The sequence below is a fragment of the Methylosinus sp. LW4 genome (assembly GCF_000379125.1).
Lineage (GTDB): Bacteria > Pseudomonadota > Alphaproteobacteria > Rhizobiales > Beijerinckiaceae > Methylosinus.
Genome location: NZ_KB900626.1, coordinates 3,131,942 through 3,151,728, shown reverse-complemented (window position 1 = coordinate 3,151,728; position 19,787 = coordinate 3,131,942). Strand labels below are relative to the sequence as shown.

17 protein-coding genes are annotated in these 19,787 nt (G+C 66.4%); 5 read left to right on the top strand and 12 right to left on the bottom strand.

All coding sequences use genetic code 11. The features are described 5' to 3' along the window. Nucleotides 1-32: 32 nt before the first annotated feature. From METLW4_RS25065 to METLW4_RS0115685, 4 genes are all read right to left on the bottom strand, one after another. A complete protein-coding gene (locus METLW4_RS25065) occupies nt 33-1,856 on the bottom strand; it encodes a patatin-like phospholipase family protein (RefSeq protein WP_018267182.1) in 1,824 nt (607 codons plus the stop codon). 112 nt (nt 1,857-1,968) lie between these two features. Beyond that, complete coding sequence (locus METLW4_RS0115695; protein WP_018267181.1) at nt 1,969-2,847, bottom strand: aldo/keto reductase family protein; 879 nt, start codon at nt 2,845-2,847, stop codon at nt 1,969-1,971. 18 nt (nt 2,848-2,865) lie between these two features. Continuing rightward, nucleotides 2,866-4,017, bottom strand: coding sequence for an FIST signal transduction protein (locus METLW4_RS0115690; protein ID WP_018267180.1), 1,152 nt, complete (start codon nt 4,015-4,017; stop codon nt 2,866-2,868). 58 nt (nt 4,018-4,075) lie between these two features. Next, the gene (locus METLW4_RS0115685; protein WP_026191552.1) at nt 4,076-4,765 is read right to left on the bottom strand and encodes a Crp/Fnr family transcriptional regulator; all 690 of its coding nucleotides are present in this window, start codon (nt 4,763-4,765) and stop codon (nt 4,076-4,078) included. Nucleotides 4,766-4,815: 50 nt separating this feature from the next. On the opposite strand from METLW4_RS0115685, the gene METLW4_RS25060 reads away from it, so the two are divergent. Next, entirely contained in the window at nt 4,816-6,531 is a 1,716-nt protein-coding gene (locus METLW4_RS25060) for an adenylate/guanylate cyclase domain-containing protein (RefSeq protein ID WP_083919278.1), read from the top strand. Nucleotides 6,532-6,575: 44 nt separating this feature from the next. On the opposite strand, the gene METLW4_RS27845 is transcribed toward METLW4_RS25060, so the two are convergent. Beyond that, nucleotides 6,576-6,737, bottom strand: a complete 162-nt coding sequence (locus METLW4_RS27845) for a hypothetical protein (protein WP_018267177.1) — start codon at nt 6,735-6,737, stop codon at nt 6,576-6,578. A 213-nt stretch (nt 6,738-6,950) separates the two neighbouring features. On the opposite strand from METLW4_RS27845, the gene METLW4_RS0115670 reads away from it, so the two are divergent. Then, nucleotides 6,951-8,210, top strand: a complete 1,260-nt coding sequence (locus tag METLW4_RS0115670; protein ID WP_018267176.1) for a NupC/NupG family nucleoside CNT transporter — start codon at nt 6,951-6,953, stop codon at nt 8,208-8,210. Between the two features lie 7 nt (nt 8,211-8,217). Here METLW4_RS0115670 and METLW4_RS0115665 read toward each other — a convergent pair whose 3' ends face one another. After that, nucleotides 8,218-8,496 (bottom strand): hypothetical protein, encoded by a 279-nt coding sequence (locus METLW4_RS0115665; protein ID WP_018267175.1) that lies wholly within the window; start codon nt 8,494-8,496, stop codon nt 8,218-8,220. Nucleotides 8,497-9,054: 558 nt separating this feature from the next. Between METLW4_RS0115665 and METLW4_RS0115655 the strand changes: the two genes are divergently transcribed. Next, nucleotides 9,055-9,732, top strand: a complete 678-nt coding sequence (locus tag METLW4_RS0115655) for a response regulator transcription factor (protein ID WP_026191550.1) — start codon at nt 9,055-9,057, stop codon at nt 9,730-9,732. A 220-nt stretch (nt 9,733-9,952) separates the two neighbouring features. Next, the gene (locus METLW4_RS0115645; protein WP_018267171.1) at nt 9,953-11,269 is read left to right on the top strand and encodes a PAS domain-containing sensor histidine kinase; all 1,317 of its coding nucleotides are present in this window, start codon (nt 9,953-9,955) and stop codon (nt 11,267-11,269) included. A 604-nt stretch (nt 11,270-11,873) separates the two neighbouring features. On the opposite strand, the gene METLW4_RS0115635 is transcribed toward METLW4_RS0115645, so the two are convergent. Then, nucleotides 11,874-13,154, bottom strand: coding sequence for a M16 family metallopeptidase (locus METLW4_RS0115635; protein WP_018267170.1), 1,281 nt, complete (start codon nt 13,152-13,154; stop codon nt 11,874-11,876). A 17-nt stretch (nt 13,155-13,171) separates the two neighbouring features. After that, the gene (locus METLW4_RS0115630) at nt 13,172-14,581 is read right to left on the bottom strand and encodes a M16 family metallopeptidase (protein ID WP_018267169.1); all 1,410 of its coding nucleotides are present in this window, start codon (nt 14,579-14,581) and stop codon (nt 13,172-13,174) included. 373 nt (nt 14,582-14,954) lie between these two features. Between METLW4_RS0115630 and METLW4_RS0115615 the strand changes: the two genes are divergently transcribed. Then, on the top strand, nt 14,955-15,695 hold the full coding sequence (locus tag METLW4_RS0115615) for a carbonic anhydrase (RefSeq protein ID WP_018267166.1): 741 nt from the start codon (nt 14,955-14,957) through the stop codon (nt 15,693-15,695). Between the two features lie 24 nt (nt 15,696-15,719). Here METLW4_RS0115615 and METLW4_RS26580 read toward each other — a convergent pair whose 3' ends face one another. The 4 genes from METLW4_RS26580 to METLW4_RS0115595 form a co-directional block, all read right to left on the bottom strand. Further along, complete coding sequence (locus tag METLW4_RS26580) at nt 15,720-16,337, bottom strand: hypothetical protein (protein ID WP_018267165.1); 618 nt, start codon at nt 16,335-16,337, stop codon at nt 15,720-15,722. Nucleotides 16,338-16,472: 135 nt separating this feature from the next. After that, nucleotides 16,473-16,997, bottom strand: coding sequence for a signal peptidase II (lspA, locus tag METLW4_RS0115605; RefSeq protein WP_018267164.1), 525 nt, complete (start codon nt 16,995-16,997; stop codon nt 16,473-16,475). Nucleotides 16,998-17,031: 34 nt separating this feature from the next. Beyond that, nucleotides 17,032-18,327: a TldD/PmbA family protein gene (locus tag METLW4_RS0115600; protein WP_018267163.1), complete on the bottom strand. Its 1,296-nt coding sequence runs from the start codon at nt 18,325-18,327 to the stop codon at nt 17,032-17,034. Beyond that, nucleotides 18,324-19,700 carry a TldD/PmbA family protein gene (locus METLW4_RS0115595; RefSeq protein WP_018267162.1) on the bottom strand — a complete coding sequence of 459 codons (1,377 nt, stop codon included), beginning with the start codon at nt 19,698-19,700 and terminating at the stop codon, nt 18,324-18,326. The genes METLW4_RS0115600 and METLW4_RS0115595 overlap by 4 nt, the downstream gene beginning before the upstream one ends. Nucleotides 19,701-19,787 lie beyond the last annotated feature (87 nt).

The following is a 19,787-nucleotide window of genomic DNA, read 5'->3' as shown; positions in this document are numbered from 1 at the left end:
CATGGCGCGGGCGCCCGTGGGCGCGCGCGTGTTCAGCTCGGCTGCGACAGGCGGCGCATTTCGGCGAGGGCGGGGTTTCCCTCCTCCTCCAGCCGGGCGATCGTCTCGAGGCCCCATCTGTAGGAGAATTCCGCGACCTCGCGGTGCTTGTCCCAGGTCATGAAGCTGGCGCCGGGACAGACCGGCGGCTGCACGGTGAGATCGAGCGCGCCGGAGAAGGCCGGCTTCTCGCGAATATTGCTGAACACCGCCTGCTGAATGACGGCCGCCAGCGAGGGGCAATCGGGCAATGGCTTGCGGCGCAGCGGATTGAGCATGGAGGCGAGCAGCTCGTTGCGGCCGGGCAGCGCGCGATAGTCGAAGTCATAGAGGCGCGGATCGGAGTTGCGCAGGTCCACGACGACATTGGGGCCGTTCTTCAGCCCATGCATAGGCGCGATCGGCGCATTGTCGGAGACGGCGCCGTCGACCAGCATATGGCCGTCCTCGTCGAAGAAGGGCGGCAGCACGCCGGGAATGGCGCAGGAGGCGCGCACCGCCTGCCATGTGGGGCCGGAGCGGATCACGCGCATCGTATAGGTGGAGAGGTCGGTCGCAATGGCGAAGCTCGGCCGCCACAAATCCTCGAAGGCGATGGAGCCGTAGGATTGCGCCAACGTCGCCTCGAGAATCGTATGGTCGAGCAGTCCGTATTTCGGCAGAGTGAGGCGCTTCAGCGCGGCGTTCTGCACGAATATCTCATGAATCGCCGCCTCCACCTCCTCCGGCGTCTTCAATTGCGCGAAAGCCACCGCCATGCCGGAGCCGATGCTGCTGCCGCCGAAAATATCGAAGACGACGCCCGCCTCCTGAAAGGCTTTCACAATGCCGATATGGGCGAGGCCGAGCGCGCCCCCGGCGCCGGCGACGAAGCCGATCGCCTGGCCCGTGATGAAGCGCGCGAGACAATCGAAATCCGCGCCCGAATCCATCGCCACATGATGCAGCATGAAGACTTCGCGCTCGCGCAGCCATGGCGCGGAGGGCTCCTGCGTCTGCGGCCGATGCGGATAGAGCCTGACGATGCGCCGGCGATTGGCGGGAAAGAGGGTGAACGCGAATTGCTCGACCGGATCGAGCGCCGGCGATCCGTCGGCGACGGCCGTGATCAGCAGATCGGCCGAATTGAGAACGGCGCGGGTCCATTCGTTCAATTCGCCATCGGCGACGCAGAGAACGAAATCGTTCTCCTGCTCGAGCGCGCCGAGCCAATCGGCGACGGCGTAGCGGTCGAATGCGCCATTGGGGAAATGCGCGCGCGCATCGGCGGAGGCGCGCGCGCAGCCGCGGGCGCGCGCATTGATCGCTTGCAGCAGGCGCGCGCTGAAACCTTCGGGGATAGATCCCCCGCCCGCGGCGATCAGCGCGATCACGCGCACGCGGCTGCTCTGGCGGAAATTGCGCCGCGTGATCTCGCCGAGACGGGCGAGGCGCTTGGCCAGCGATCGTGTGACGGCGCGCTGCATATCGGGGAATTGCGCGACCAGCGCGTCGAATTGCGCGCGGTCGATCTCCAGCACCTCGGAGTCGCGCATGGCGACGACGCTGGCGCCGCGCGGCTCGCGGGTGAAAAATCCCATCTCGCCGATGAGCTGATCCTTGCCGATCTCGGCGACAATCTCGCCATTGGCGGCGTTGACCACGCCGAACTGGCCGAAATTGACGATATAGAGCGTCTCCGACGGCGCGCCGAGCTCGATCAGCGCCTCGCCGCGCGCAATTCTGCGCAGCTGCACGCAGGATTTGATCTTATTGCGATCCTCGTCGTCGAGGTCTTGCCAGAAACTCTGATCTTCCGAAACGAGCGTCTTCGACATGGAAATACAGCCGCCCTGATACGTTCGCGTCGCGCGCCCCCGCGCTCGCGCCGCATGATCTTCGGCCGAGCGTGAGAATGCAAGGGCGGTTTCCGCGCGCTTTCGACGCTGGTCAGGCGGGCGCGCTGGTCAGCAGAGCGTCCAGGCTCGCGCATTCCTTCGCGGTCAGGGAAAAGTCGAATATCGCCAGATCGTCGCGCATATGCTCCTGCGACGTCGTGCCGGTGAGGCACAGAACGCCTTGCTGCGTCAGGAAACGGAAGAAAATCTGCGCCCGGCCGCGCCCATATTTTTCGGCGAGAGCGACGAGCTCCGGCTTCTCCAGCGTTTCGGGATTGGCGGTGAGCGTCCAAAAGCTCTGGTAGAAAATTTTGTGCTTCGCGCAGAAAGCGCGAATCTCGCGGTCATAGCCGGTCTTGGCGTAGAAGCGGTTCTGGATCACGGCGGGCTTCACCCGCGCTTTCTTCCACAACATCTTCAGCCGCGCCGGCTCATAGCAATTGCTGACGCCCAATTGGCGCACGCCGCCCTGCGCCGCAAGGCTCTCCATCGCGCGCCAAGCCTCGAGAGTGTCCTTGTCTTCCGGGTAGGGAGAGTGCAGCACCAATCCGTCGAGACGATCAACGCGCAGATTGCGCAGCGAGGCCTCGAAGGACTGCCGCACCTGCTCGCCGATCGGAGCGGCGGCGTCATAGGGGATGTTTTCCGGGTCCTGCCCGCCGAAGGGCGTGAATTTGGTCTGCAGATAAATATCCGCGCGGTCGAGCCCGGCGCCGAGCGCCGCCGCCAGACCTTCGCCGACGCCCGGCTCATTGTAATGCTTGGGCTGGCAGGCGGTGTCGATCCCGCGAAAGCCGGTCCGCAGCGCCTCTTCCACCAGCGCGGCGGTGCGCTCCTTTTTCCAGGCCGTGCCATAGATGATGCGGGGCATGGAAACCCCGGAGGCGGAGACGATCCGGCTCGGATCCTCGCCGCGCGGCTCGGCGCTCATTTTGGGGCTTCCTCTTTCTCAGGCTCCGGCGAAAACCGTCAGCACGCCAGTATAGCCGTAGAGATGATGGCGGGCGATCTCGCCGCCGGCGAAAAAGCCGATCAAGGGCGTCTCGCCTCCCAGCGCCTCGTGAACCATGCGGAATTCGGCGTTGGGCTCGCCGAAATGCGGGCCGCCGCGCCCCGAGCAGCTGATATAGAGCGCGCCTCTCATGCCGCCGGCGGCCTCCGCCTGGGCGCGCACCTCCGCGACGATGCGGAGCAGATCATGCTTGGCCGCCTCGGCGTTGCGCTTGCAGAAGGCGAGCCGCATGCCGTCCTTTATCTGCTCGGCGATCATCAGCAGCCCGCCCTTGCGGCCGACGCCGACAATGTGCCGCACTTCCGTATTGGCGCCGAACTGGCCGGGCTTGGCGGAGGCGTCCTCGCCAGTGGCGACGATTCCGGCCAGAGTCTGCGCCAGCTCGAGCCGCAGCGCGGCGTCGTCTATGTCGAGCGTATGCCCCATATCTTCGAGCACGCAGTCGAGCGCGCGCTTCTCGTCCAGGGTCACGAGGTAATTGCCCTGCGCGCGGGTGACGGTCCGCAGCGGGCCGATCGGCTGGCAGCCTTGCGTCACGCGCGAGAACACGGTCGCCTGCGGCCCGAAGGCGACGCCGGTGAAGCCGCCGGCCAGCACCTCGTCCGCGATGCACAGCGCCTTGTTGCGCGCCGAAGAGAGGCCGCCGAACTGATAGCCGGTGGTGAGCTTGGCGCTCGCGGCTTCCAGCTTGGCTTGCAGATCGGGCGTGCCGCCGCTGGCGTGGACCAGCGCGGTGAAGGGCTCGAAGCCCTCGGGCGTCCCCTCCAGCGCCTCGAGAGAGGAAAACAGCGCAAAAGCCTCGGCGGGCAGGTCCGCCAGCATGATCGCGAGGCCCGGCGCGTCGAAATACTCCACCGCCTCGGCGCCGACGCCGACCCCCACCGTCCCGACGAAATGAACGCCGGGCAGGCGCGCGCGCAGCGCCGACAAAATATCGCTCGCCGCCTGGGTGAAATAGTCGGTGAGATAGCACCAGCCGAGATTGGGCGCGGGCGCGTCGGCCCGTTGTCGTTCGATCTGCTCCAGGCAGGAGGCCAAGGCGCTTTTCCAGTCGGCGTCGCCGGCATGGGCGTAAATGAACTTGCTCATGGTCTCTTCCCCCGCGTCCTTGCGCGGGTAGCAACGACCATGCCGCGGGAGAGATTCGCTACCGCGCCGCCTCGACGGAGGCGGAGAGCTCGGCGAGATCGAGCAGCACGAAGGCGCCGCGGCGGCGCTCCAGCAGTCCCGCCCGCTCCAGCCGGTTCAGCTCGCGCGTGACCGCCTCGCGATGCGTGCTGACGCGGGCGGCGATCTCCGCATGGGTGGGGACGGGCGAGATCACGCCGCGATTCTCGCCGCCGCTGTCGCTGCGCGCCAACCGCAGCAATTCCGCGTGAATGCGCCCGCGCACGTCGAGATTGGTGAATTCATTGACCCGCGTGGTGAGGCGGCGCACCTCGCCGGTCAGCGTCTCGAGCACCTGATCGCAGACATTGGGATAGCGATGAATCACCTCGCGGAAGATCGCCGGGCTCATGCGCGCGATCACCGTGTCGGTTATCGCATGGATCGCCGCAGAGCGCGGCTTGCCGTCGAGCGCGGAGAGCTCGCCGAAAAACTCGCCCTCCTTGATGACGCGCAGCATCAGATCCTTGCCGGCGACGCTCTGGATCGACACGCGCACATCGCCATAGGCGACGAAGTAGATATCCGCAGTGTCGTCCTTATAATTGAGGATGCATTCCTTTTCCTGGGCGCGGCGCCAGACGCAGCGCGCGTCGAGCTGCGCGATCTCCTCCTTGGAAAGCGAGCGGAACAAACTAACGCGTGCAAGCGTCTGGTTTTTTCGTATCATGCCCCGCGTTCCTGAAAATTTCGTCTTGTCAGCGTTTCAAAGGATGGTCCATGTCGCTTTGGAGTGTCAACTTCGATTTGGAGCGCCGCACGCGCCTCGCCACGGGGCTCACGCTCTTCACCTATGCGGCCTGTCATTTCATCTCTCACGCGACCGGACTGCTCTTTCTCGACAATCTCCAGGCTATCGGGCATGGCGTCATTCTCGCGCCCTGGCGCAGCAGCTTCGGCGTCGCTCTGCTGCTCTTCTGCTTCACCGTTCACATGTCGCTCGGCCTTTTCGCGCTCTATCGCCGGCGGCATTTGCGCATGCCGGCGATAGAGGCATGGCAGCTCGGCCTCGGCCTCACCATTCCGCTGCTGCTCGCGCCGCATGTCACCGACACGCGCGTCGCCGTGCTCGCCTTCGGCTTGGAAGATTCCTATTTTCGCATTCTCTATCACTTCTGGATCAGCGATCCGACCTTCGGCCTGCCGCGGCAATTTCTGCTCATGGTCCTCATCTGGTCGCATGGCTGCATCGGCATTCACATGTGGCTGCGCTATCGCGATTGGTATCGCCGTCGCGCGATTCTGTTTCTTCTTCTCGCGCTCGCTCTGCCCGTTCTCGCCATAGCGGGCCTGCTCAACTCCGGCTGGGAGCTGATCTTGCGCGCCTATATGGACGAGGCGGTGATGGAGGCGCATGGCCCGCCGGCGAAAGGATCGCCGCATGCGCATGTGCCGGCGATGCTCGCGTCGATCATCTTCTATCTGCAGATATCCTATCTCGCGCTGCTCGCTGTCGTCCTGCTGCTGCGCGCCTTGCGCAACATGCGCGAGCGCATGTTCGACACAGTGCGCATAGACTATCGCGACGGCCGCAGCATTCGCGCGCCTTTCGGCTTTTCCGTGCTCGAGGCCAGCCGCTTCAAGGGCATTCCGCACGCCTCCGTCTGCGGCGGGCGCGCGCGCTGCTCCACCTGCCGCATTCGCGTGCTCTATGGCGCGTCGGAGCTGCCGCCGCCCGGCCCTGCGGAGCGCGCCACATTGGCGCAGATCGGCGCGCCGGAGGGCGTGCGCCTCGCCTGCCAGACGCGGCCGAGCTGCGATATCGGCGTTTATCCCATGCTGCCGGCCGACAGCCCGCTCGACGGGCTGTGCGTTCTTCTCGACCAGGGCCGCGAGCTCTTCGTGACGGCCATGTTCGTCGATCTGCGCGACTCGACGAAGCTCGCCGCCAACCGCTTGCCCTATGACGCGATCTACATCGTCGACGCCTATATTCGCGCGACCACCAACGCCATATTGGCGGAGGGCGGCCATGTGACCAGCGTCGCCGGCGATGGCGTCATGAGCCTGTTTCGGCTGGACGGCGACGCCGCCGAAGGCGCCCGCGCGGCGCTCCGCGCGGCGAGCGGCGTCTGGCGCGCGATCCGCCGCGTCAGCCGCGATTTCGCGGATGATCTCGAGGCGCCGCTCGCCTTCGGCGTCGGCCTGCACAGCGGGCTCGCCATCGTCGGCGCCGTCGGCCCGACGGACCGGCAGTCGCTGCAGTTTCTGGGCGACACCGGCAATATCGCCGCGCGGCTGGAGTCGTTGACGAAAGAGATGGATTGCGTGGCGCTCGTCTCCGCGCAGACGTGCGACGCCGCGGGGCTGCGGCCGCCGCACGCCGTCGTCGAGGCGCCGATCCGCGGCCGCGACGCAGCGCTCCCCGCCTTTCCGTTCAAGAAGCTCGGCGACTTCGAGCATTGGGTCGCCAGCGGCGAGCGGGCGACCCTCTGAGCCGCCACGCCCGTCCGGTCGGCGGCTTTCTCGAGGTCTTTCGTTCAGTAGGCGCCGGGGCAGTCCATCTCGTTGCCGTATGGGTCGGTGCAGGAGCAGCCGCCGAGCGACAGCGCCATCGCGCCGAGCGCGACGCCGATGACCAGCGTCAGGGCCTTGGCGCGGAGGCCGGCCGGAAAATGGAAATTGGAGAGATCGAGCTTCATGTCATCCTCCCTGGATGGATGTTGGAACGCGGTCGCAAAGCATCGCCCGCCTCCGAACTGTCGCTCGGCTCGCTCCCGAGGGATGTGGCGAAGGCCACAGGTCGCGTGGAAAACGCTCCGAATGGACGAAGCCGGTCGCGCCGGAATGCGTCTGGACCTGAAAATTGCATCGCCGCGGCGGCCTCCCCGCGCCGATCGGAGAAACGCAGCCCCATGGCGGATATCGTTCGTTCCTGTCTCGCTTTTCTCTGCTTCCTGCTCATTGCCTTTGCGATCAGCGAGGATCGTCGGCGCATTCCCTGGCGCGTCGTTTTCGGCGGGCTGGCGCTGCAATTCGCTGCGGCTCTGACGCTCACGCATTTTCCGCCGGCCAAGCAGGCCGTGCTGCTCGCCAATGACGCCGCGGAGGCGCTGCAGAAGGCGACCGAGGCGGGCTCGGGCTTCGTCTTCGGCTATCTCGGCGGCGGCCCCGCGCCTTTCGAGGAGAAGACGCCGGGGGCCGGCTTCATTCTCGCCTTCAAGGCGCTGCCCATGGTGCTGACCATTTCGGCGCTGGCCTCGCTGTTCTTCTACTGGGGCGTGATGCAGCGCGTCGCCGGCGGCTTCGCCTTTCTGCTGCGGCGCTCCATGGGGCTGTCCGGCGCGCTGGCGCTGGGCGCCTCCGTTCACATCTTCGTCGGCATGATCGAGGCGCCGCTGCTCATCCGCCCCTATCTCGCGCGCATGCAGCGCGGCGAGCTGTTCGCGCTGATGAGCTGCGGAATGGCCGGCGTCGCCGGCACGGTCATGGTGATCTACGCCGGCTTCGTCGCGCCTTTCCTGCCGGATGCGCTCGGCCATATTCTCATCGCCTCGGTGATCGCGACGCCGGCCGCCATAGCGGTCGCCGCGGTCATGTCGCCCTGGGACATCTATAAGGACAATGCCGAAGCGCGGCTCACCGTGGAGAATCCGCCGACAGGGGCGTTCGACGCCATCGTCAAAGGCGTTTCCGACGGCGTCGGACCGCTCGTCGGCGTCGTCAGCATGCTGCTGACGACGATCGCGCTGGTGACGCTCGCCAATATGGCGCTCGCGCATCTGCCGCAATTGGGCGGCGAGAGGCCGAGCCTGCAGCTCGCTTTCGCCTATGCCTTCCGCCCCATCGTCTGGCTGATCGGCGTGCCCTGGAGCGAGACGCCGACCGCCGCCGCGCTGATGGCGACGAAGACGGTGGTGAACGAGTTCGTGGCCTATCGCGACATGAGCGCGCTCGGCGTGGAGGCGCTGTCGCCGCGCAGCCGGCTGATTCTCACCTATGCGCTCTGCGGCTTCGCCAATTTCGGCAGCATGGGCATTCTCGTCGGCGGGCTGAATGTGATGCTGCCCGGCCGGCGCGCGGAGATCACGCGTCTCGGCTTGCGCTCCATTCTGTCCGGCACGCTGGCCACCAGCATGAGCGCCACGACCGCCGGATTGCTGATCGGCGGCTGAAGGCCGCTCAGAAGCAGCCTTGCGCCTTCAGCTGCACGAGCCAGGCGCCGCAATCCGAGTGGCGCCGGCGCCCGTGCGGGCCACGGCCCCATTCGTCCTCATATTCCTCGTAGCGACGCCGCTCCCGCTCCCGCGCGCGCTCGTGGCGCACGCATTCATTGTAATTATTCTGCATCGCGAGGCACAGCGGCACATTCGGTCCGGCCAGCGCGGCCCTGGGGGCGAAGCCGTCGATCAGCGAGACGATCCCGGCCAGGATGAGGGAGAGGAGAAAGATGCGCGCCATTTTGGAAGAAGCCTTTCTGTCGATGCAGCTCTAGCAGATTCGCTCACGCTGAAACAGCGCGACGGCGCCGCCGGCCCGAGCGCCCTGTTCCTGCCGCGGGGCGGGAGATTATTGCTTCAGCGCCTCCCGAAATCTGCAAAACGTTACCTTGCAGCCGCGCTTTTCGGGAGGAATGCTCCTCGCCGAACATGCCCTCGCATTCCATTTCAATGCGGAAAACAATGCAGAAACAGAGTGGAAACATGTCGAAGCCGTCGAGCGCGCCTCGACGGCTTCGACATATAGAAAAATACGCCTACGGGTGGATTATTCGGGAAAAATAGGAAATCCAGCCGCCTATGCGGTCATTGTCTCCAGATGGAAAAGCTTCGAGCGATCATCCGTCGCGATAGGAGGTCGCTCTCTCTGCTAAAAATATGATATTTACATATAGGTAACGCGCTATACCATGAGGGGGTTCGAAGACGCCCAGGGCCTTTGGCGACCGGAGCGCATGATCGGCGAGGCGGCTCCGCCGGGGAGGCCGCGAGAATGCTCATAGGGGCGCCGGAATCGCCGATGCGTGTGCTGATCGTCGAAGATCAGGCGGAGATCGCCGCTCTGCTGGCGGAGAAGCTCGCCCATTCCGGCTTTGATGCGGATATCGCCGACTCGATCGCCGAGGCCCGCGCGGCGATCGAGGCCGTCGAATATGGCGTGATGCTGCTGGATCGCCGGCTGCCGGACGGCGACGGCGTCTCCATCATCCGCTCGGTGCGCGCGAGCCGGCCCGACATGCGCGTGCTGATCCTCTCCGCCATGCGCGACATAGACGAGATGGTCGACGGGCTCGACGCCGGCGCCGATGATTATCTCACCAAGCCCTTCGATCCCGCGGAGCTGATGGCGCGCATTCGCGCCATTCTGCGTCGGCCCGGACCGCAGGCGGCGCCCTCGGCGCAGATCGGAGCGCTCAGCTTCGAGCTCGGGGAGCAGAGGGGCTTCATCAATGGGCGGCAGTTTCTGGCGCCCCGGCTGGAGCTCGTCCTGCTCGGCGCGCTGATGCGCCGCGCCGGTCTCGCGGTGATGCGCGCCGATCTGCTCGAGGAGATTTACGGCGCGCAGGGAGCCGATCAGGTCGACGCGCTGAAGATGCTGATCCACCGTCTGCGCCAGCGCCTGAAGAACCAAGGCGCGCGCGCCGATATCCACGCCGCGCGCGGCATAGGCTATCTCATTCGGAGCGCCGAGGAGTGAAGCTCATGCGAGCGCCGTCGGCGCGCCTCGTCCTCCGTTGGTCTCGGCGCGCGCTCGTCGCCCGTCTCGCGCCTGTGCGTCGCGTCGCCAGAACGTCATGGAGCGATAGGATAATTTTTCAAATTTGGCCGATCGATCGGGCGGATTGCCAAAATAAATCTTCTGGGCCAGTCTTGCGCTCGTCGCATTCTGTGATTGTCGGAAATTGCTTGTGCCGAGCATGAGGTTTTCTCGGGAGGCGTCGGGCGCGCCGCGACGACGGGGCGCAGCGGTCGCCGCCGGGCTTCGCGCCCTTTGGAATTCACTTGTTCGGCGCCGAGAATTCGCCGCGCATAGGCCGGCCGGATTCGGCGCGGCGCTCGCGGCCATAGCGGCGCTGGCGTTCTACGGCTCCGCCGACTGGGTCGCAGAGCTGGTCGGCGCGGCGTCTTCCGATTTCGCGGCGCAATTCACGGCTCTCCTCGGCGATTTCGCGGCCGCGCTGGCGGTGGCCGCCGCCCTGGCGGCGCTCGCCCTGCTCGGGCGTTTTGGTTTCCGCTCCGGGAAGGAGGCCGATTGTTGCGCAGGCGACGCTTGCGCGCGCGCGCTGTGGGCGAATGGGCCGGTCGGCGCCTTCTGCTGGGAGGGCGGCGGCGAGGTGACGGAAGCCAATGAAGAATTTCTCCGCGTGACGGGCTATGGGCGCGACGATCTCGCAGCCGGCCGAATCGACTGGCGGGGCGCCACGCGGCTCCGGGCGCCCGCCGAGACCAGCGTCGAGACGGATTTCGTGCGTAAGGACGGCGCGCGCGTGCGGCTGCGGCTCCGTTTTGTCGCGCTCGATGCGGAAGGCGCGCGCGGCGTGGCTTTCGCGCAGGATGCGGCCGAAGCGCAGGAGCTGCGCCGGCAGTCGGAGCGGCTGCGGAGATTGGAGCTGCGGGCGGTCGGCTTCGCTCATGAGATCAATCAGCCGCTCACGGCCGCCGCCGCCTATCTCCAGGCCGCGCGCCGGCGCGCGACGCTCGGCGGCGGCGCGCGGCCGGAGGAGCAGCTCGCCGCCATGGACCGCGCCGGCGCGCAATTGTATCGCGCCGCGCGGCTCATCGGCGATTGGCGCGAGCTTTTCGCGCATGAGGCGCGCGGGCCGACCGAGATCGCGCTGCATCCGCTGATCCGCGAGGCCTGGGAGACCCTCCGTCTCGATCTCGGCGAGACGGTCCATGCCGAGCTGCGTCTGCGCGCCGAGCGCGATCTCGTGATCGGCGATCGGACGCAGTTGGAGGAGGAGGTGATCGATCTCCTTCGCGCGGCCGCGGAGGCGGCGATCGCCGCTTCCCATCGCGAATTGATCGTCGTCACATCGGAGCAGGGCGGCGAGATCGCCATAGAGGTCCACGACCGGAGCGCCGCCGCTATCGCGCCGCGCACCGATCCGCGCCCCGCCGCGGAGCCGGCGACGTCGGGCGCGCTCGTCGAGGCCGACGGCGCGCGATTCTCCTCGCAGAAAGAGGATGGCGGCGGCTCCGCCTTTCGGCTCGCTCTCCCACTGGCCGACTGAGCCTGTGGATAATGGGGGCAGCCGGCCCTGGCCGCTCGCCTGTCACCGGGAAATGCTCATAATCTTTCGCCCTTCGAAACGAGAGGCGGTTCACGGCTGCGCTGAAGCATATCTTCTTCTCAGGGCAAGCCGCTGAAAGTAAAAGCTATCGATTGCGAGCTTAGTATTAGTACCAAGCGATACTACTAAAAGTAATCACCCTATGGTATAAGTACTAGTGTTACCTACGAGCCACAGACGTGGTCTTTCTGCTCGCGATCTATATTAGGTTGTTTCCTTTACGATCGAAGCGCGCTAAAGAAGAAGAGTAGTCGATCAATAGTGGATCAATTATTCCCCGACGGAATTTGCAACGGCGCAGGGGTTCGGCGTCTGCCGAACCCCTTTTTTCATGACGATCCGTCGGGCGCCGCAGGTTGCGGCGCCCGTTTTCTTTTGCGGAAGATCATTGGCTCGTCTCGAGATGATCGCTCGTGGCGCGCCGCGAAGGCTCGCCCTGCGACATATGTTTTCGACAGCGCGATCCGATCATTGGACCGGATCGCGCTGTCGAATTTCGCCTTGCGTTGGAATTCGGATCGGTCGAGCGCCGCCCGAAGCCGGATCAGAGCCCCTGCGGACGTCCGGCGATCGACACCAGCAGCTCGCCGTCGCCGAGCAGGCGCTTGGCCACGCGGCGGGCGTCGTCCAGCGTCACCGCATCGATGCGGCCATTGCGCTCGTCGAGATAGGAGGGCGCGAATCCGTCGAGCTGGAGATTGACCAGCTGGCCGGCGATCTTCGTCGACGTGTCGAAGCGTAGCGCATAGGAGCCGGTCAGATATTTCTTCGCCTTGTCGAGTTCGTCCGCGCTCGGCCCCTCATTGGCGAGATCGGCGAATTGGGCCTGGATCACCTCCAGCGATTCGCGGGCGCGCTCGTTCTTCGTCGCCGCGCCGCCGACCAGCATGGCGCATTTGTCATATTCGTTGAGATGCGAATAGACCGAATAGGCGAGACCGCGTTTCTCGCGCACCTCGTTGAACAGCCGCGCCGTGAAGACGCCGCCGCCGAGGATGTGGTTGACCACCACGGCGCCGAAATAATCGGGATCATGCCGCTGCATGCCGGGACGGCCGAAGCGGATCGCCGATTGCGGCACGTCGAGATCGATGATCCGGCGCTCGCCGAGCGCGTGAATGTCGATCGCGGGCACGGGGGTGAGAAGGCTCTGCGCCGGCAGGGCGCCGAAGATCGCGTCCAGCTTGGCGGCGAGCGTCGGTGCGTCTATGGCGCCGACGACGGCGATTTTCAGATCGCTGCGCGCCAGCAGGCGGGTCCGCAGCGCGTCGAGATCGTCGCGCGTCAGATTTTCGAGACTGTCGAGATCGCCGCGCACCGGCCGCCCATAGGGATGATCGGGGAAGGCCGCCTCGCGGAAGGCCCTGGCGACCAGCGCATCCGGGTCATTGGCGTCGCGCTTCAGCCCGGCGGCGATCTGGCCGCGCACGCGGTCGATCGCCTGTTGCTCGAGCCGCGGCTCGCAGAGCGCGACGCGCAGCAGCTCGAACGCCTCGTCGCTGTTGCGCGAGAGCGTCTGCATATGGCCGGAGATGGCGTCGCGGTCGCAGCCGAAGCCGAGCCGGATCGCCAGATCCTCTATGGCGAGGTGGAAGGCGCGGGCGTCATAGGGCCCGGCGCCCTCGTCGAGCAGTCCGGCGAGCAGCGTCGCGAGACCCGCCTTGCCGGCCGGGTCCTGGGAGGCGCCGCCGCGCATGGCGAATTCGAGCGCGACGAGCGGAACTGCGTAGCTCTCGACGAGCCAGGCTTCGATCCCGCCGGGCGTGACGACGCGCTGAATGGTTTCGGCGCGGCTGCGCGCAGGCGCGATGGCGTGGGCTGTCATTGATTTACGCTCCGATGTCAGGCGGCGAGCTCGGCGGCATTGGCTTCGTCCTCGGCCTCGGCCTCGGATTCGAGGAAGCCGGTGACGGCCCGGCGCTTCTGCAGCCATTTGCGGGCCGCGGCGGCGATATCGGCGGCGGAGACGGCGTCGATGCGGTCCGGCCAGGCGGCGACATCCTCCACCGCGAGGCCGGTGGCCAGCGATTCGCCATACCAGCGGGCGAGCGAGACCTGGCTGTCCTGCGCATAGACCGCCTCGGCGATGAGGCGATTCTTGGCGCGCTTCAAATCGGCTTCGGCGATCTCGGCGGCGGCGAATTTGTCGATCGCCGCGCCGATGGCGTCGTCCAGCTGCTGCAGCGAGACGCCGGGCGCCGGCGTGGCGAAGACCCAGAAGCGCGTGTCGTCCAGCGCCGAGCCCATGTAATAGGCCCCGGCGTTGACGGCGAGCTTTCGCTCCACCACCAGAGAATCATACAGCACGCTCGACGGTCCGCCGCCCAGCACATGGCCGAGAACTTCCAGCGTCTCCGCCTCGCCGGGCGCGCCGGTCGTGTAGGACGGCACGAGGAAGACGCGCTCATGCGTCGGCTGCTCGACCTTCTCGTCGGCGAGCGTCACCAGGCGATGGGCGCGCGGCTCCGGCTCGCGCGGGCGCTTGCGGCTCGGCGCGTCGTCGCGCGCGGGAATGCGGCCATAGCTCTTCTCCGCCAGCGCGCGCACGCTCTCGAAATCGACGTCGCCGGCGACGATGAGTATGGCGTTCTCGGGCGTGTAGAAGCGGCGATAATAATGCAGCGCGTCCTCGCGGCCGAGCGTCTCGATCTCATGGCCCCAGCCGATGATCGGCGTGCCATAGGGGTGGTGCGGGAACAGCGCCGCCTGCACCGCCTCGTCGAGCTGGGCGGAAGGGTCGTTCTCGGTGCGCATGCGGCGCTCCTCGAGCACCACCTCGCGCTCCGGCCCCACCACCTCGTCGGAGAGCACGAGATTGGTCATGCGATCGGCCTCGAACTCCATCAGCGTGCCGAGATGCTCCTTGCCGATGCGCTGGAAATAGGCCGTGTAGTCATAGCTGGTGAAGGCGTTCTCCTGGCCGCCGAGCTCGGAGACGAGATTGGAGAACTCGCCCTGCGGATGCGCGTGCGTGCCCTTGAACATCAGATGCTCGAGGAAATGCGCGATTCCCGACTTGCCGAGCGGATCGTCGGCGGAGCCGTTGCGATACCAGACCATATGGGTGACGACCGGCGCGCGGCGGTCGGCGATGACGACGATCTCCATTCCATTGGCGAGGCGCGAATGGACGACGCCGGCGGCGGCGCTCTCGCTTTTGGCGGCTCCGGCGCGCGCGTCGATCTTGGCGGAGGCGGAGCTGGCGGCGTGATCGGCCGCGATCGCCTCGGCCCCCGGCTGTGTCATCGGCATGATAATCTTTCCTCGCTATAGCGCGTCCGGCGCTCGCCGGCCCGGCCGAGAGAATCCGGCCAGTTTTGAATTCGGCCAAGAGAATTCGGCGCCAGTTCGGCCGCGGGCTTTCCCCGGACGCTTCGACGGAAGCATTCGATCTATATAAGCGCGAATGCGAGGCATGTCAGGCGCCGCGCGCACCGCGGCCCGGCCTGCAGGGCGAAAGCGGCCCTGCCTCGCGCCGCTTCGTCGACGAATGGTAAACGGGTTGCGCCGCCGGGCCGGCGTTGCCGCAGCTGAAGCTCTCGGGCATCATCTTTTCTCGAATCGTCGAAATTCGACGGCGCGGCGGCCAAGGCGCCGCGACCGATGCGTAAATGGGGGGAATCGCATGGCTTTCACACGACGTTCGTTTCTGGCCGGCCTCGCGGCCTGTCCGCTCTGCGCCGCGGCGGCCCGCGCCGAGGGGGCGCATTGGACCTATGACGATCCCCAGCATTGGGGCGCGCATGACGAGGCGGCCAAGGCCTGCACGCTCGGCGGGGAGCAATCGCCGATCGATCTCGTCGATGCGGTCAAATCCGACATTCGCCCGCCCAAGCTCGGCTGGAAGCCGCAGTCTTTCGAGATCGTCAACAATGGCCATACGATCCAGGCCAACGCCGCCGCGGGCGGCGGCGTCGCCGAGCTCGGCGGCCGCAAGTTCGAGCTGAAGCAATTCCATTTCCACACGCCGAGCGAGCATGCGCTCGGCGGCAAGCGCCTCGCCATGGAGGCGCATTTCGTCCATGCCGGGGACAACGGCGATCTTCTGGTGGTCGGCTCCTTCCTCGTCGCCGGCGCGCCCAACAAGGCGTTTTCCGCGGTGATGGCCGCCGCGCCGAAGGAGGAAGGCAAGACCGCGCTGAAGGCGCCGGTCGACGCCGCCGCTCTGCTGCCCAAGGGGCAGAAGCTCTTCCGCTACGAGGGCTCGCTGACGACGCCGCCCTGCTCGGAAGTGGTGCATTGGAATGTCTTCGCCGAGCCGGTGACGGTGGCGCAGGCGGACATAGACGCCTTCAAGACGCTGTTCCCGATGAACGCCCGCCCGCTACAGCCGACGCATCGCCGCATCGTGCTGAGCGGCGGCTGAGCGGCGGGGCGCCCGATCGGCGGCTCAGGAGCCGCCGAAAAGGCTGCCGATCATGCCGATCGGATTGGTCCAGCCGGGCTTTTCCTCGGGTTCCTTCATGCCTTTGCCGCCCGCGACCTTCTGGCGGTAGGCCTGCGGCGGCTCGGTCAGATAGGAGCGGGTCGAGGCCTCGCCGGCGCCGCGCGTCTTCGGGCCGCTGGCGGCGCCCGGCTCGTCCGCGTCTGTGGCGATGGTGCAATGTCCGTCCGAGGCGGCGACGAGGCATTTGCGCGGGCCTTCGCCATTCTTGGAGCCGGCGACATTGGGATTCTCGTTGAGGCCCGGCTGGCGCGCCGGCGCGGGCGTTCCTTTGCGGCGCGCGATCTCCTGATCCACCGGCCAGGAGGCGGGGCGCTCGCTCTCCGCCTGCGGCGAGGGGAGCCCCTGGCGATTGGGCGGCACGACCAGCTTGGGGTGCTCGCGGAAGACGATCTTCTGGCTCTCGTCCTCGTCGGAATAGACGCCGATGAAGCCGAGCACCGAGGTGAGCGTCGATTTGTCGTCATAGGCCGCGGCCGGGACGACGCCCGTTCCGCCGAGAAACACGAGCGCGAGCCCGACGCATGCCGGCGTAAGACGCAGAGAGGCTGTCGCCCGTTTCATCGCCCAGATCTCCTCCCATGGGCGCGGCCCGGTCCCGGAGCGCGCACGATTCCAAACGAGCCGAATTGTTACGGCCAGCTTAACGGCATTTTAGAGGCGTGTGAGGCTCCGGGCCAGCCGAAATCGTCGCGAGATCTACCCGGCCGCCGGCGTCGGCCGCGCGGCGCCGCTGTTGAGGCTCTCCAGCAGCAGCAGGACGACGCCGAGAAAAATCGCGGCGTCGGCGACATTGAACACGTAATTGGCCAGCGGCCCCACCGGCAGGGCCGTGTGGAAGAAGAAGAAATCCGCCACCGCGCCGCGCGTCAGCCGATCCGCGACATTGCCCAGCGCCCCGCCCACCACCAGGCCGAGCGCCGCCGCGGTGAGCCGCCGCGGCGCCCGCCACAGCCAATAGGAGAGGCAGCCGACGATCGACAATTGAAAGGCGACGAGCAGCGCCCGCGTCGGCTCGGTCTGCGAGGAGAGCAGCGAATAGGAGACGCCGAAATTCCACGACAGCACGAGATCGAGAAAGGAGGTGAGCCGGATCGGCTGGCGCAGGCCGATGTCGAAGACGTTCAGCATCCAGAATTTATGCGCCTGGTCGAGCGTCAGAGCGAGAACGACCGCGACGAGGCCGAAGAAGCGTGGGCGGGAAAGGCAGGCGCGACAGATCAAGCAGTTTCTCCAGCCGCCGGCGGGCGCCGGCGCGTCATTTCGACGAAATGGTCACGCCCGAGGCGGCGATGAAGGGATAGGCGCAATCGCCGAAATTCACGACCTCTTTCGAGACGGCGTGAATGTCTTGCAGCAATTGTTGGAAATTCCCGCTCACCATGGTCTCGTTCAGGGCGTGCCGCAACTCGCCATTCTCGATATAGAACGAGTTTTTGGCGATGCCAGAAAAATCCAGATTGTCATTGGGCGCGCCGCCGGAGAAGCGGGAGAACAAGATTCCGCGCTTCACTCCGGCGATCATATCGGAAAGGGCGGTCTCGCCCGGCCGCACGCGGCTGTTGCGCACGCCCGCCGTCTGCGCCATGCCGAGCTTGCGCGAGAAGAAATAGCCGACGTAGAAATCCTTCAGCACGCCATTCTCGATGATCGGCAGATCACGCGTCGGCACGCCGAATTCGTCGAAATCCGAGCCTTCTGAGAAATCCGCGGAGCGCGGCGCGTTGTCGAGCGAGAACAAAGGGCTGGCGATTCTCTCTCCGCGCTTGTCCTTGAACGGTGAGGAGCCGGCGAGCAGCGCCGGGCCGGACAGCGCGCCGGCGAGGGAAGGCATCAGCCCCGTGAAGCAGTGCGGCGTGACGATCACATCGCCGATGAATTTTCCCGCGACCGGCCGGCGCTCCAGCGAGCGCTCGCATTCGGCCATCAGCCGCCCGACGCCGGCGGCGTCATAGAGCGAGGCGAAAGGCCCGAAGGACCTTCCCCCCACCGCGTTGAAAGATGTGGTGAGCGCTCCGTCCTTGGCCATGAACATGGCGCGAAAGCCGTGACCGCCGCGCCGCTCGCGCTGGCGCAGCCCGTTCGAATTGGCGAATTCGGTCTCTTGGTCGGTGAAAGTGTAGAGGCTGTCGCGCAGCCGCAGCAGCGGATGGCGCGCGGGCAGGCTCGCCAGAAACTCATCGACCTGCGCGCGCATGGCGGCGCGGTTTGGCTCGGCGGGGCCGTGATCGCCCGGCGGCAGCGAAGGCGCTTCGGCTATTCCATTGGCGGGATCGGCGACGCCGGCTTCGGCCGCCGTCGCCGCGGCGGCGATCGCCGCCTCCACCTCCTCCGGCCGGCGCCCGTTGAGCGTCGCGCCGCCGCGCTTGCCGTCGCGAAAGAGCGTGATCGTCGTCGTCTCATTCTCGGTGGAGCGCACGAGATCGACGCTGTGATGATCGAACTCGATTTCGAAATAGCGCGTGCGATTGGTGAGCGCCTGCGCCGCCGTGGCGCCGGCGTCTTTCGCCTTCGCGAGAATATGGTCGAGGAAGTCGTCCGTCGGCGCGCTCATCCGCGTCCTCCCAGAGTGACGCGGCATTTGATCGAAGGGCCGCCCATGCCGACGGCGATCGGCTGCTTCTTGCCGCACCAGCCGCCCCCCGCCGCCCAGCGGAAATCATCGCCGACATGGGTGACGCTCTTCAGCATGTCGAAGGCGACGCCGGAGATCGTCGTGTCGCGAATGGCGCGGCCGAGCTTGCCGTCTCTTATCTCATAGCCGCAATTGACGCCGAACATGAATTCGCTGGTGGCGTCCGCCTGGCCATTGGTGGAGCGCTTCAGATAATAGCCGCGCTCGATCGCGCCGATCATGTCGGAGAGCTTGTCGTTTCCCTTGGCGATGCAGGTGTTGCGCATGCGCACCAGCGGCTCGTCCTGAAAGGAGAAGGCGCGCGCATTGCCGGCGGGCTCCGCGCCCAGCATTTGCGCGGTGCGCTTATTATGCAGAAAGTTTTTCAGCACGCCGTTTTCTATGATGGCGACGTCGCGGCAGGGCGTGCCTTCGTCATCGACATGAATGGCGAAGGAGGATTTGCCGTCCGGCCCGCGGCCGCCATAATCGCCGAGCGTGATCTTCTCGCTCGCCACCAGCTCGCCGAGACGATCGCCCGCGACCGAGCCCGCGAGCACGAGATCGGCCTCGCAAGTATGGCCGATCGCCTCATGGGCGAGAATGCCGGCGAGCGCCGCGTCGAGCACGACATCGTGATCGCCGGCCTCGCATTGGCCGCCCTCGGCCTTGCGACGCAGATTCTCGTGCAGATCCTCTAGCCAGGGCGCGAGCGTCGCTTCGTCGAAGGATTGGTCTTCTATCTCGCCGAAGCCGCCGAGAATGTCATAGAGCTCGACGATTCCATCATTGGCGGCGACGCTCATGGAGACGACCAGCGCCGCGCGCGGCACGAAGGAACAGGTCGCGGCGCCGTCGCTATTGGCGAGAATCTTCTCGCTCGCATGGCTGGACAGCGAGATGTCGACATTGACGAGGCCGGGATAGCGGGCGCGGATCGCCTCGTCGAGCCGCCGCACGATATCGACGCGCTCTTCCGCCGAGAGCGGCGCGCGCTTGCTGCGATAATCATAGCTTCCGCTTCCCGCCGCAGTGGAGAGCGCGCCGGTCGCGGCGTGGCCGCCGGCGAATTCGGCATTGTCTTGCGCCGTGGCGATGACGGCGGCGAGGCTGGCCTCGTCATCGCCGGGCGCGGCGGCGAAGCCGAAGGCGCCGTTGCGATAGAGACGCGCCGAGAGGCCGCTGTCGCGCGAGCGTCCATTGGCGAGCAGCACGCCTTTGCGCATCATGATGCGGGAGGAATGATTGGCGTGCCAGCGTAATTCCCCATAGGCGGGCAATTGCGCCGCGCGCGCGACGAGCCGGTCGAGCATGTTCGCGGCCTTTCGGGTAAAATGAGCTTCTGGCGGCAATATAGCGGAACAAATCAGCGAGTGGAATGACGGCCTATCGGCCGCGGT